We start from the raw sequence: 12,227 nt of genomic DNA, 5'->3' as shown, positions 1-12,227 counted from the left end.
CTCCGGAGGCTGCTCCGGTCGGGACACCTGCGCCGGTCCCCTCTCCCGTGCGGGAGAGGGGACCCGAATTCCCTGTGCTCGCGTCCCGCCCTCCAGCGCGGCCGCGCGGGGACGATCAGGCGCACCGGAACGGCGGACGGGGGCCAGGGATGCGTGGAGTTGCGCCGCGCCGTTGTTCCCTCGCCCGAGAAATCGGTCTACACGGCCGCTCCCCCGAAATTGCTTACCTGCCGCGTATGCAGGACTGAGCCCGGAGACGCTCGAACCATGCCGATCCTCACCTTCCCCGATGGCAACACCCGGGAGATTGCCGCCGGCACCACCGGCCGCGCCGTGGTCGAGGGCATCGCCAAGTCGCTGGCCAAGCGCACCGTCGCCATGGCGCTCGACGGCACGGTCGCCGACCTCGACGACCCGATCGCGGGCGACGCCCGCATCGAGTTCCTCGACCGCACCGACCCGCGCAGCCTGGAGCTGATCCGACACGATTGCGCCCACGTGCTCGCCGAGGCGGTGCAGGCGCTCTGGCCAGAGACGCAGGTCACGATCGGCCCGGTGATCGAGAACGGCTTCTACTACGACTTCCATCGCGAGACCCCGTTCACGCCCGAGGACTTCCCGAAGATCGAGGCGAAGATGCGCGAGATCATCGCGCGCGATGCTCCCTTCACCAAGGAAGTCTGGACGCGCGAGGACGTGCGCGCCCTGTTCGCCGGCAAGGGCGAGGGCTTCAAGGTCGAGCTGGTCGACGCGATCCCGCCGGGCGAGGATCTGAAGATCTACCGGCAGGGCGAGTGGTTCGACCTCTGCCGCGGCCCGCACATGACCTCGACCGCCAAGGTCGGCACCGCCTTCAAGCTGATGAAGGTCGCGGGCGCCTACTGGCGCGGTGATTCGAACAACCCGATGCTGACCCGCATCTACGGCACCGCCTGGGCGAGCCAGGCCGACCTCGACGATTACCTGCACCGGCTGGAGGAGGCCGAGCGCCGGGACCACCGCCGCCTCGGCCGCGAGATGGACCTGTTCCACTTCCAGGAGGAGGGGCCGGGCGTCGTCTTCTGGCACGCCAAGGGCTGGACGATCTTCCAGGAGCTGATCGCCTACATGCGCCGGCGCCTGCGCGGCGACTACGCCGAGGTGAACGCCCCGCAGATCCTCGACAAGGCCCTGTGGGAGACCTCCGGCCACTGGGGCTGGTACCGGGAGAACATGTTCGCCGCGCAGTCGGCCGGCGAGGAGGCCGAGGACAAGCGCTGGTTCGCCCTCAAGCCGATGAACTGCCCGGGCCACGTGCAGATCTTCAAGCACGGCCTGAAATCCTACCGCGACCTGCCCCTGCGCATGGCCGAGTTCGGGATCGTGCACCGCTACGAGCCGTCGGGCGCCATGCACGGGCTGATGCGCGTGCGCGGCTTCACGCAGGACGACGCCCACGTCTTCTGCACCGAGGACCAGCTCGCCGACGAGTGCCTGAAGATCAACGACCTGATCCTCTCGACCTACGCGGATTTCGGCTTCGACCAGATCGTCGTGAAGCTCTCGACCCGGCCCGAGAAGCGCGTCGGCTCCGACGCCCTCTGGGACCATGCCGAGGAGGTGATGACCCGGGTTCTGGCCCAGATCGAGGAGCAGTCGGCCGGCCGGATCAAGACCGCGGTGAACCCGGGGGAGGGCGCGTTCTACGGGCCCAAATTCGAGTACGTGCTGCGCGACGCCATCGGCCGCGACTGGCAGTGCGGGACCACGCAGGTGGACTTCAACCTGCCCGAGCGGTTCGGCGCCTTCTACATCGACGCCGACGGCGCGAGGAAGCCGCCCGTCATGGTCCACCGGGCGATCTGCGGCTCGATGGAGCGCTTCACCGGCATCCTGATCGAGCATTTCGCCGGGCATTTCCCGCTCTGGCTGGCGCCCGTGCAGGTGGTGGTGGCGACGATCACCGGCGAGGCCGACGCCTACGCCCGGGACGTCATCCGAACCCTGGAGCGGGCCGGCCTGCGGGTCGAGGCGGATCTCCGCAACGAGAAGATCAACTACAAGGTCCGCGAGCACTCGCTGGCCAAGGTGCCGGTCCTCCTCGCCCTCGGGAAGCGCGAGGCGGAGGAGCGGACGGTCTCGATCCGGCGGCTCGGCAGCCAGCAGACCCGCACCCTGCCTCTGACCGACGCCGTGGCGGCCTTCGTGGCGGAGGCGACCGCCCCGGATATCCGCCGCGCCCAGGCGGTGGCCGAGACGGTCCCGACCAGCGACACCGTCCTCGACGGCCATCACGGCGTGCACGACGCGCCGTGATCGCGCGGCGGCCGGATCGACCCGCCCGGCCTGCGCCGCCGGGCGGACGCGGAAACCGGCTTGGCCGACGGCCGGCATCCGCGCGCCGGGACCTCGTCCGGGGCTCTGGACAGTCTTGAGGCGCATCCACGCGACCGTCTCAACTTCCGGATGGTGCGACCGCGCCAAGGATCGTTGAACGCGAATTGATTTCGTCAAGGTTGGCGAAAGGAATCCCATTCTATGAGGACAAGGGATTAATTTCCGAGCCGGCTCGATCCGGCGACCGCGCGACGTGGTCGGGTTGCTTCGGGGGAATGGCCATGACGGCGCGGGTGGGCAGGGCGGCGATGAAGCTGGCGCGGCGCTATCCTCGGGCTGTCCGTGGCCGGCGCCAGGACGGCCTCGGCCGCGGACGCACCCTCGGACCCGGTCTGGTCCGGGCCCTGGATTCCCTGCCGCACGGCCTGTGCGTGTTCGATGCCGCCGACCGGCTGCTGTTCATGAGCGACGGGTTCCGGCGCCTCTTCGGGTCGGCCGCGAACCGGATCCGGCCCGGCCTGCATGCCCGGGAGGTCGATGCCGCGAGCGCGGCCGGGCCCCTCCCGTCCGACCGGGATCCGAACGGGCTCTGGGCGGCGTGCCGGCGGCTCCGCGCCCGGGGCACGACCGATGCGGTGGTGCAGACGCTTCCGGACGGGCGCCAGATCGCGCGCACGCTGCACCCGCAGGCCGGCGGCGGCTGGACCGCCCTGTGGGAGGACGTGACCGAGCGCCGCCGGACGGAGTCGCTCCTGCGCTACATGGCCCACCACGACCCGCTGACCGGATTGCCGAACCGCTACCTGTTCGCGGCCCGGCTCGACCGGGCCCTGGCGCGCCGCGACGGCGTGCCCTGCGCCTTGCTGTCCATCGACCTCGACGGCTTCAAGCCGGTCAACGACCGTCACGGTCACGCCATGGGCGACGCGCTCCTGCGGCAGCTGGCCGAGCGCCTCCGGGAGGGGTTGGGGGCGGCAGACATCGCCGCGCGGCTCGGGGGCGACGAGTTCACCATCCTCCTGGGCGACGCGGCGCCGGCGCCGGCGCTCGGCTTCGCCCTGCACCTCCACGCGCGCCTCGCCGCCCCCTACGATCTCGGTGCGGGATCCCCGATCCGCGTGGGCGCCGCGATCGGCGTGGCCTGCGCACCCCTGCACGCCACGCGGGCGCAGGCCCTGGCGGAGCGGGCCGACGCGGCGATGTACACGGCCAAGCGGCTCGGCCATCCGTGCCTGTGGGACGAAGCGCTGATTCTCGGGCCGACGGATACCGGACGCGGAGCCCCGGCCTGAGGCGGCCGCACCCCGACGTGCCGCGGAGCACGCCCGCCGCGAAAGCTTGGGCTTATCTCTTCCCCATACCGCGAAGACAGTCGCGAGCCGGAGGGAGATCGACGATGAGCTGGACCAACCGCATCACCCTGGCCCTCACCCTGGCGGGTGGCGCCATCGCGCTGACCCTGTACGCGCAGGCCCTGTCCCTGCCGGCGCATTTCGTCTGAGCGGCGCCGCCGGACCTGCGGGCGGGGAGGCGCTCAGCGCGCCTTCTCGTGCTCCCCGAGGCCCACGGCCTTGTAATCGTAGGTCGGGTAGAACTCGGTGCGATACGCGCCCCAGGCCGTGTCCTCGAGGACGCGGTTGACCTCGCGCAGGCGGGATGCGGGCAGCCGCAGCACGATGATCTGCCCGATCCCCATGACGACGGTCCAGGAGACGACCTCGATGCCCGGAGGCGGGAAGGCCTTGTAGAATCCCTGCCGGGCGAGCTGCGCGTTCAGGTCCGCCAGCGGGCGCGATTGGTCGTGGCGCAGGAAGACCGTCAGCATCACGGCGTTGTCGGCCGTGGCCGAAGCCGTGCCCGCCGGCGGGGGCGGTGCGGTCTGCGCCGTCGCCCATCCGGCCGAGCCGAGAAGCATGAGCGCTGCCGCGAGGGCACGGGCCGGACCTGTCGAACGTCGCATGTGATGCCCCTGTCTTGGACCCGTGCCGGCCTCCGACACCGCGCCGGAGGGCGCGCCGTCAGCCGGTTTCAACATCGTAAGAGAGGCGCAGCCGCAGGCGGACCGCGCCCTGCTCGTCGCGCACGGCGATGACGTAGTCCTGCCGCTGCACCGGATCGGTCAGCCCCTGCGCGACCCGGGTCAGCAATCGAACCGCCTTCGCCCGCGCCGCGGCAAGATCGGGCAGATCGAAGCCGTCCCGATCGCGAATCAGGTTGGCGCCGTCGTGGAGATCGATGAAATAGCGGGGCACGGATGCGGGCTCAGCGAGCGCGGAAGCGCGCAGGTATCGACCGCCGGTGTTTCTACGTAGTTTCCCGCGGGCCGCACTGCGCGGTCCTCCGTGTCGCATCCCGAGACGCGGCCGGGATCAGTTCCCCAGAAGAGTCTCGGCAAAATCTTCCGGAACCTCCCCGAACTGGCCGAGGATCGTGACGCCTTCCAGTTCTCCGGTCTCGTCGTCCGCGACGATCTTGAGGGCCGCCGCGCCCGGCATGCGGGCGGCCAGCGCCTCCGCCTTCTTGAGGGCGCCGAACTCGCTCTGGGCGGGCTCCTGACGGGCGGGCCGCAGGCGTTTCCGATGCAGCTCGAACGGCTGCACGAGGAAGGTGGTCCTCAGGGTCATTCCGGTCTCCTCGGCGCAGCCGGCGATCGCGAGGCCGACGGCTCGCTCGCCTACAGGCTGCGTGTGGTCACCCCAAGGGCGAGCAGGACGTAGGCACCGATGAAGAACCATTGCCGGTGCGCCACGACCGTTTTACCGACCATGGGGATGCGCGTGTACAGGCTGGCGACGGCAAGGCCGATCAACACGGCCGACACCAGGAACGTGAGCAGGCGCGGGGCGGAGAGCGTGGGCATGGCCCATGCTCGCGCCGGCACGCTTACCGGACCGTTACCGGTCGAGCCCCGGAACGAGGGGGCGTTGCGCCGTCAGCGGCCCCTGGGTGCCCGGAAGCAGTCCGACCTCGGCGAGCCACAGAACCGCGATCGCTCCGGCCAGCAGCGTCGCGAGCGAAGCGAGGCGCCCGGTCCACCGCCGGAGGACGATCATCACGACCACGACGGCCAGCAGGGCGATGAGAAGCACGAGCATCAGCATGGCCGCGCCATGCCACGCCCCGGCCGCCGCGTCACCGCAGAAGACGATGCAGCCCCCGGCCGACAGAGACGCGCAAGCTCCGAAGCCGCGAGACTCGCCTTCTGGTCGTTCCGCAGAGTGGAAACACTACCGCAGTCGATAGGCTTCGCCGGGCCGCGCAAGAAAGTTCTCCATCGCCGATTGCCAGATCTACCTTCCAGCTGTCCGCCGCGCGCACGCCAGTCATCCGCAGGATGCCCCGCGCCAAACGCTTTTGTAACTTGCATTCAGCGCTCAAAAGTAGCAGATCCCTCGTGAGGGGCACATCAGGAATCTTGCAGTGACAGAGGAAACCACAGGGCCCAACTCGAATTTCATCGAGCTGGCGGGCGACATCGTCGCCGCCTACGTGTCGAACAATCCGGTTCCGGCCTCGGAGCTGCCGGCCCTGATCGCGCGGGTGCACGGCGCGATCAGCGGGCTCGTCGCCGGGACCCTGACGCCGGAGACCGGGGCGGCGCCCCAGGCCGATATCGAGAAGCCGAGCGCGGCCCAGATCCGCAAGTCGGTCCGGCAGGACGGGATCGTCAGCTTCATCGACGGCAAGACCTACAAGACGCTGAAGCGTCACCTGACCAGCCACGGCCTCGATCCGCGCAGCTACCGGGACCGCTACGGCCTTCCGGCCGACTACCCGATGGTCGCCCCCAGCTACGCCGAGCAGCGCTCCGCCCTCGCCAAGGCGATCGGCCTGGGCCAGCCCGGCGCCATGGCCGAGCGTGAGCGCAAGGGCCGCAAGGCAGCCTGAAGGCGGACATCTCCGGGGGTGCCCCATGCGGGGCGCCCCCGCAACGCTCCGCGGAGCCACGCGCATCGCGCCGCTGCGGCCGGAACGGCCCGCAGCCTTTGGCCGCCGGAACGCACCGAAACCGTTGCATCACCGCCACACGCCTCCAAGACATCGCAGGACACGGACAAGCTGCCACACTCTGCACAAAGCTGATGCGCACGCCGGAGCCCAGGGATGTTACCGAGGGGTTCGGCGAGATGAAGCGAGAGCAGACGATGACGAGTTCGGTCGTGCCGTTCCCGGCGCATATCGCGCCCGCGGTCGCGGACGAGGACACCGCGTCGATCATCGCCGTGTTGCAGGATCAGCTGGCGCTGGCCCGCGAGGGCCGTTTGCGCTCGGTGGCGGTGGTCTCCGTCTCGGCGGACGGCGAGGCGATCGGCACGCAATGGTCCTGCAAGGGCTCCGACATCAGCAACCTGATCGGCAAGCTGACCGTCCTGACCCATGACATGATGGCCGCCCGGAAGTGAGCGACGGGCTCTCGCGGGTGCGCCCGCGAAACGAGCCCACAGGGCCGCGCGGATGCGCGGGCACTGTCCGCCCGCTGCGGCGTTCCAGAGGCGTGGTCCGGTCCCGGACCGAAGGAAGGCCTCCGGATGACTCGTGCTCTTCTGCTCCCCGCGTTACTGGCCGCGGCCGTCCTGCCCGCCGCGGCTGCGGCGGCCGAAGACCCGAAGGACGCCACGCGCACCGAGACGATCGCGGGTCTCGTGCGGATCGTCGGCGCGCAAGCCGGCATCGTTCTCTACTGCCGCAAGTTCTACACCGTCGATGATACGGTCTCCGAAGGCTTGTCCCGCACGGTCCGCCGGGCACTCGACGTTTCCCTCGGCCACCGGCAGGCGCAGACCGTCATCGCCGCGGAAGGCCGGCGCGTCGCGGAGGAGATCGCCGCGGTGGGTGCGGAGCAATGGTGCGCCGATCAACGCGAGATCCTGAATACAGACGGCGTCCGCGTCTTCATCGACTGAGCCCGCTGGGGGCCGGCCCTGCGCTCAGCCCCCACGACATCGACAGCCCTCGCGACAGATCTTCCACGAGGCCCGCGCCCAGAATAGATGAGGGCGGCAGACCGACTTTATGTTCCGCAATGCAGAACAGATTATGATCTTGTTCGCCCGTTCTTCGTCTGTCATGTTTTGACGACGGATGAAACTGAACAGATCAAGCCGGTCGCACTCGTCCGTACAAGAGCCCGAAGGGCCGCGAGACCGGCGGAGAAGGAAACGCCATGTCCCGACCGCTCTATCTGGCCCTCGCCCTCGTCCTATGCGGGGCTGCCGTCACGCTGTTCGCCTTCATGCGCGCGCCCCAGTCGAAGGAATTCGCCGGGTGGGATGTCGCCTTCATGAGCGGCATCGGCGCGGTCGCCCTGGGCTTTCTCACCACCCTCGTCGAGGTCGTCACCGGCTAGGACCGGCACCGGATCGATACGCAAGCCGCGACCGGTGCGACGCATACGAGGCCGACACGCCGGTCACGGCTTCATCGCCCCCTTTCTGCTGGGCGGCCGGCGCGGCACAGGCCACGCGGTCGCCCGATCGCACCGCGCCCGAAGCCCGCTGAATTCACAGTTCGGCGGGCATCCCGACAATTCGATGCATTTCGCAAACCCTGTCTGAACCCGGGTGTCCGATCCTGTCGGACAGAGGTTTGTCGAGGCGGTGATGTTCGAACGACGCAGCGCTCCGCGCACGATCCTGAACGAGACCGGCAGCATCTCGGTGGACGAGCATCGAAGCCTGCCCTGCATCGTCTACGATCGGTCGGCCGGCGGCGTGCGGATCGCGCTTCCGGACACCGAGATCGTGCCGGATCGCTTCATCCTCAGTATCGACGCGAGCAACGAGATCCTCGTCTGCCAGGCCATCTGGCGCAAGGCGGACGAGATCGGGGCGACCGCGGACGTACCCGAGACGGCTCGGTCGGGCGGCTGGACGATGCTTCACGAGCTGGAGCGGGCCTGAAGGCGGCCGAAGGCCGGTCCGCCCCGCAGCGAGGCCGCGCGGCCCGAAGTGGCCCTTCGCATCGGATCATCGCGCCGGTCGGCGCGCCGGGGCACCGTGGAGCCGGCTCGCGTCAGTCCCAATCGATGTTCAGAGAGCGCTCGAAGGCGGCCGCGGACAGTTCCTTGCCCTTCGGGTCGGCGACCGTGATCTCGCGGAAGCCGCGCCGGGCCAGTTCCCAGGTCTTCTCCATGGCTTGCTCGTCAGTCCCGCAGGCGAACGTCATGACGCGCCCGGACGGATCAATCCCCTTGACGGTGAACACGTCTCTCTCCCTGCTCTCACCTCCCATATAGAGGCGCGTCCCGCATCGCGCCTCCCGCCATCGTGAGAGACACGGGGGCCCGTCGCGTCGTTCCGCGCAGGGCGGGCCCTCAACACGGAGCGATGGGCCATCATCGGCCCGCCGGCGCGCGGGATTCGCCCGTGAGACGCGAAACCGAGATCCGACCGGTCGTTGCACGGTACGGTCGATCCCTGGACCTCCGTGCTCGTGCGGCCGACCCGCCTGGGCGAGGATGCGTCGCCAGGCGGGTCCGACCCGGACACGCGCCTTCGCCGGGACCGGCCTCGCACAGGCCCGCAGGGCCATCGGGAGCTCATCGACGCGCTTCACGATTCGGCCGATCCCGCCCGCACCCGCGGGCAGGCGCTCGATGCCGCGATGACGCCGTGCAGGATGTGTACAGAGCCATCCGCGCCCGGTCTCTGGGCGCGTGGGCGGGCGGCCCGTCGCGGCGCTGCCGGCCGTCTTCGGACGCGGAGTTGGCAATGATGTACGGGGAGGTGGGCCGCCTGGCGGATGAGGGCCTGCGGCTGAGCCTGCGGCAGGCCGAGAATGCCGCATTGCTCGTGATGGCGATGCAGTATGCCTGGGCGGAACTGTGGCTCGAGGGATATCGGGCGGCCGGAGCCGCCCTCAGTGCCGAACGCGATCAACGGGCGCGGACGCGGCGCTTGATCCGTCGCGGCGTATCGCCGGCGGCAGCCGCTCAGGCGTTGCACATCGTCTGAGTCAGGGCCGGAGACAGAGGCGCCCGGGGCGCTCCGTCTCCGGCGGCGGGCTCAGCGACTCGCCTCGACGGAGGCCTGGACCATCGGTCGGCCAAGGGCCGAGACCGTCCGGCTGACGGTCGCCGGCGCCGCCACGGGCTGAGGCGTGGTGGTCAGGTCGTGGATCGCACGGATCTGCTGGGCAGGCCGGGCCTGCTCCCGATAGAGCGGCGGGGTCAGGTGCAGGTGATCGTCGGCGGCGGCCGGGCCGATGAAGGCGGCCGAGGTGAGCGCGGCCGACGCGAGGATGAGGATCGTGCGCATGGTGCGTCTCCGTTTCGATCGCAGCGTCGACCGCGGATTGCGATCGACCAGCGCATGAGACCACGGATTTGTGCGATGCGGCATGCGTTTTTCGCATTGCACCATATCGCTACGACGGCACGGTTTTGCAATGTTCCCGGGCTTTCTGGAGGGCCTGAGCAGGCCGACAATTAAATGCCCATGCATTCGATGCAAATGAACTAAACTTCCATTGGCCGGTTCTCAAATATAACTTGGACGCGCGCATCATTTAATTTCTGATCCGGGCGCCGGATGGTTCGTCGCAGCCGCACGGGCGCACCCGGATCGGCGGCCTCCGGCGCCAGATGCCCGTCACACAGGCCCGGTAGACCCACACACCATGCCAAGCATCACGGATGCGCCGATGACGCCCTCCGATCTCGACAAAAGGGCCGAACTCACCATCTGGCCCGCACGCGCGACCGGTCGTTCCGCGGAGGGGCGCCCGTTCGCGACGCTGCGCGAAGCCCTCGCGGTTGCGCTCGAGGCGATCGCGTCCGACGACGCCCAGCCGTGGATCATCACCGAGGCCGGTGACATCCTCTCACCGCGCTGGATCCAGGCGCATTCCCGCTCGCGATCCCTGCAATAGCCGGGGCGACGCGGGTCTTGCAGTCACGATCAGCAGCCGATGCAGATGTCGCGCACCACGTGCGGGTGTCGCAGACCGGTGCGCTGGTTCGGAAGCCGCCCTTCGAGGGATGAAAATCCGCTCCCCAGCCCCGTGGGACGTCGGCGCCCCCCGGTCGGGTCGGCCTGGACCGGCGCCGGTGCCGGCGCCGCCGCGACCGGTGCGGGCTGGGCCGGGAGGACGGGAGCGGGAGCGCCGTTGGCCATCCCCGGATCGGGCTGCGTCAGGGCCATGCCGGGAACCGGAGCCGTCGGCGCGAACTCGCCCGCACGACCCGGCAGGGAGGCGGCGACGAGGGGAGCGACGATGGGGCCTGCGAGGACGAGCCGGGTCAGCGGATGCATCACACTCTCCAGGCTTGGAAGCCGGCACGGCACGGAAAGCCGCGCCTGTGCCCGCCAATCCCGATGACGGGCCCCGGTCCGGCCCCTGTGTGACGCGGGGGCCGACGCGGCGCCACTCATCCATTCGACGGAGCGGTCTCCGGGCGGCTCAGTAAGCGCGACCGTAATAGGGCTGCGAGACCGGGCGATAGCGGTCGCTGACCGGCCACGTATAGGGCTGATTCTTGCCGGTCTGCAGGTGCGACCGGAATTTCGGCTCGTTGAAACCGATCCCGTGCAGGCCTGTCGCGCCATGGGCGCCCTGCGCCTTGGGGCCGGCATCGCGCGCCAGGGCTGCGCCCGAGACGCCGAGAACGAGAACGGCCGCGAAAGAGACGCGGCCCAGAATGACGCTCATTTCTGCCTCCTGTCCCGGCCCAGGTGCCGGAACAGGATGAACGGCATCGGTTCGGCCCGGTTCCGGGCCCGGGAAGCGCTCAGAAGCCGCCGCCGAGGCAGGCTTCGGCCAGGGGATCGCCGCAGAGGTCGCCGGTCCGGACCGGCGCGGCCGCCGCGCCGCCGATGCCGGCCCCGCCGAACGCCCCTCCGCCGGACGGGAGCATGCGGGCCGCTTGTGCGGGGTCGTCCGCGCGGAGCCCGCTCGCCCCGACGATCCCGGCCCCGCCCGTTCCGACGCCCCCCGCGCCGGCCGCTCCGGAAATCGAGGCGCCCGCGCCCGGGCTCACGGTCGCGCCGGTCCCGAGCCCGAACACGCCGAACGGCCCGACGCTGGACAGGGTGGTGCCGGACGCTCCGATCGCGGCCGCGTCGGCGGTCCCGCCTGCGAGACCGGCCGACGCAGCCGCAGGGAACAACGTTCCCGATGTCCCGACAGAGCCGACCCCCGTGGCGGTGCCGTTGCCGAGACCGTTGAGGGAGCCCGCGCCCGTCAGGGCGGTCGTCTGCCCCGTGCGGGTCGTGCCGCCGGATCCCAGGCCCAGGGAGAGGCCAGACCCGCCACCCAGACCGATCGTGCCGCTGGTCAGCGACAGGGTGCTCCCCGGTGACGTGCCCAGCCCCGAACGCGACGCGGTGCTGAATCCGCTGCGCAGGCCGCTGGCGCCGATCGTCCCCCCGGTCCGGAGGCTGGAGCCGGAGACGCCTGCGCCGCCGGTCGCGGCCGAGCCCAAGGTTCCGAGCTGGCCCGCACCGGTCGATCCCGCGGCCGATGTGCCGATGGCAGTCCCGGCCGATTGTCCGGCCGAGCGCCCGCCCGAGGCGCCGATGCGGCCGCCGCCGCCCGCGCTGCCGAAGCTGAGCTGGCCGGCATTCACCAAGCCGCCGGTCTGCGCCGAGACGGTCGGGAACGGGCCGGTGGTGGTGCCGCCGCCGAGGCTGAGCTGACCGGGATTGGCGATGGGCGTGATCGGCTCCGGCGAGGCCGAACTCGGCACCGTCGCGGTGGCCGACAGGCTCTGCGCCGAAGCCGGGATGGCGATCGGCAGCAGCAGGGCGGCGAGGATGGACCGCATGGCACGCTCCGCAGGCCGGCGGACGAAGACAAAGCCGGACAGATTTGTTGCCGAGAAACAGAGGGGCGTCCGGCCGGTTCCGGCGGCGCACCGACGCGGAACGCCCGCCGCAGGCGCGGAAAGAGCACCGTCGGCCTTCATGCTGCCG

At 70.4% G+C, this 12,227-nt stretch carries 19 protein-coding genes; 9 read left to right on the top strand and 10 right to left on the bottom strand.

All coding sequences use genetic code 11. From position 1 onward, the window contains the following. Positions 1–267 precede the first annotated feature (267 nt). A complete protein-coding gene (thrS, locus tag P9K36_RS11575) occupies positions 268–2,295 on the top strand; it encodes a threonine--tRNA ligase (protein WP_053608318.1) in 2,028 nt (675 codons plus the stop codon). Positions 2,296–2,597: 302 nt separating this feature from the next. Continuing rightward, positions 2,598–3,608 carry a sensor domain-containing diguanylate cyclase gene (locus P9K36_RS11570; RefSeq protein ID WP_111473989.1) on the top strand — a complete coding sequence of 337 codons (1,011 nt, stop codon included), beginning with the start codon at positions 2,598–2,600 and terminating at the stop codon, positions 3,606–3,608. A 242-nt stretch (positions 3,609–3,850) separates the two neighbouring features. Here P9K36_RS11570 and P9K36_RS11565 read toward each other — a convergent pair whose 3' ends face one another. The 5 genes from P9K36_RS11565 to P9K36_RS11545 form a co-directional block, all read right to left on the bottom strand. Next, positions 3,851–4,276, bottom strand: coding sequence for a hypothetical protein (locus tag P9K36_RS11565; protein WP_043353555.1), 426 nt, complete (start codon positions 4,274–4,276; stop codon positions 3,851–3,853). Between the two features lie 58 nt (positions 4,277–4,334). Next, positions 4,335–4,568: a hypothetical protein gene (locus P9K36_RS11560; RefSeq protein WP_043353552.1), complete on the bottom strand. Its 234-nt coding sequence runs from the start codon at positions 4,566–4,568 to the stop codon at positions 4,335–4,337. A 117-nt stretch (positions 4,569–4,685) separates the two neighbouring features. Then, on the bottom strand, positions 4,686–4,940 hold the full coding sequence (locus P9K36_RS11555; RefSeq protein ID WP_043353551.1) for a hypothetical protein: 255 nt from the start codon (positions 4,938–4,940) through the stop codon (positions 4,686–4,688). A 50-nt stretch (positions 4,941–4,990) separates the two neighbouring features. After that, positions 4,991–5,176, bottom strand: a complete 186-nt coding sequence (locus P9K36_RS11550) for a hypothetical protein (RefSeq protein WP_043353550.1) — start codon at positions 5,174–5,176, stop codon at positions 4,991–4,993. A 34-nt stretch (positions 5,177–5,210) separates the two neighbouring features. Beyond that, positions 5,211–5,417: a hypothetical protein gene (locus tag P9K36_RS11545; protein ID WP_043353548.1), complete on the bottom strand. Its 207-nt coding sequence runs from the start codon at positions 5,415–5,417 to the stop codon at positions 5,211–5,213. A gap of 319 nt (positions 5,418–5,736) precedes the next feature. Here P9K36_RS11545 and P9K36_RS11540 point away from each other — a divergent pair, with 319 nt between their 5' ends. The 5 genes from P9K36_RS11540 (at position 5,737) to P9K36_RS11520 (ending at position 8,216) form a co-directional block, all read left to right on the top strand. Beyond that, complete coding sequence (locus P9K36_RS11540; RefSeq protein ID WP_043353547.1) at positions 5,737–6,204, top strand: MucR family transcriptional regulator; 468 nt, start codon at positions 5,737–5,739, stop codon at positions 6,202–6,204. Between the two features lie 239 nt (positions 6,205–6,443). After that, a complete protein-coding gene (locus P9K36_RS11535; protein ID WP_043353563.1) occupies positions 6,444–6,719 on the top strand; it encodes a hypothetical protein in 276 nt (91 codons plus the stop codon). Positions 6,720–6,845: 126 nt separating this feature from the next. After that, the gene (locus P9K36_RS11530) at positions 6,846–7,220 is read left to right on the top strand and encodes a hypothetical protein (protein WP_111473990.1); all 375 of its coding nucleotides are present in this window, start codon (positions 6,846–6,848) and stop codon (positions 7,218–7,220) included. 260 nt (positions 7,221–7,480) lie between these two features. Continuing rightward, positions 7,481–7,663: a hypothetical protein gene (locus P9K36_RS11525; RefSeq protein ID WP_043353544.1), complete on the top strand. Its 183-nt coding sequence runs from the start codon at positions 7,481–7,483 to the stop codon at positions 7,661–7,663. A 253-nt stretch (positions 7,664–7,916) separates the two neighbouring features. Then, positions 7,917–8,216, top strand: a complete 300-nt coding sequence (locus tag P9K36_RS11520; RefSeq protein WP_043353543.1) for a PilZ domain-containing protein — start codon at positions 7,917–7,919, stop codon at positions 8,214–8,216. Positions 8,217–8,328: 112 nt separating this feature from the next. On the opposite strand, the gene P9K36_RS11515 is transcribed toward P9K36_RS11520, so the two are convergent. Then, complete coding sequence (locus P9K36_RS11515) at positions 8,329–8,520, bottom strand: hypothetical protein (protein ID WP_043353541.1); 192 nt, start codon at positions 8,518–8,520, stop codon at positions 8,329–8,331. 506 nt (positions 8,521–9,026) lie between these two features. Here P9K36_RS11515 and P9K36_RS11510 point away from each other — a divergent pair. Further along, positions 9,027–9,269, top strand: coding sequence for a hypothetical protein (locus P9K36_RS11510; protein ID WP_043383152.1), 243 nt, complete (start codon positions 9,027–9,029; stop codon positions 9,267–9,269). Between the two features lie 51 nt (positions 9,270–9,320). Here the strand turns inward: P9K36_RS11510 and P9K36_RS11505 are convergent, their stop codons facing one another. After that, the gene (locus P9K36_RS11505) at positions 9,321–9,572 is read right to left on the bottom strand and encodes a hypothetical protein (RefSeq protein WP_043382995.1); all 252 of its coding nucleotides are present in this window, start codon (positions 9,570–9,572) and stop codon (positions 9,321–9,323) included. Between the two features lie 385 nt (positions 9,573–9,957). On the opposite strand from P9K36_RS11505, the gene P9K36_RS11500 reads away from it, so the two are divergent. Beyond that, positions 9,958–10,185, top strand: a complete 228-nt coding sequence (locus P9K36_RS11500; RefSeq protein WP_043382998.1) for a hypothetical protein — start codon at positions 9,958–9,960, stop codon at positions 10,183–10,185. A gap of 29 nt (positions 10,186–10,214) precedes the next feature. Here the strand turns inward: P9K36_RS11500 and P9K36_RS11495 are convergent, their stop codons facing one another. The 3 genes from P9K36_RS11495 to P9K36_RS11485 form a co-directional block, all read right to left on the bottom strand. After that, a complete protein-coding gene (locus P9K36_RS11495) occupies positions 10,215–10,568 on the bottom strand; it encodes a hypothetical protein (RefSeq protein WP_043757128.1) in 354 nt (117 codons plus the stop codon). Positions 10,569–10,716: 148 nt separating this feature from the next. Next, on the bottom strand, positions 10,717–10,965 hold the full coding sequence (locus P9K36_RS11490; protein WP_043353533.1) for a hypothetical protein: 249 nt from the start codon (positions 10,963–10,965) through the stop codon (positions 10,717–10,719). Positions 10,966–11,044: 79 nt separating this feature from the next. Beyond that, entirely contained in the window at positions 11,045–12,079 is a 1,035-nt protein-coding gene (locus P9K36_RS11485) for a hypothetical protein (RefSeq protein WP_278307103.1), read from the bottom strand. Positions 12,080–12,227: the final 148 nt, after the last annotated feature.

This window comes from Methylobacterium sp. 391_Methyba4 (genome assembly GCF_029691625.1).
In the GTDB taxonomy this organism is placed as follows: domain Bacteria; phylum Pseudomonadota; class Alphaproteobacteria; order Rhizobiales; family Beijerinckiaceae; genus Methylobacterium; species Methylobacterium fujisawaense.
Note: the sequence above shows the minus strand (reverse complement) of the source record. Positions and strands in the feature narration are given on the sequence as shown.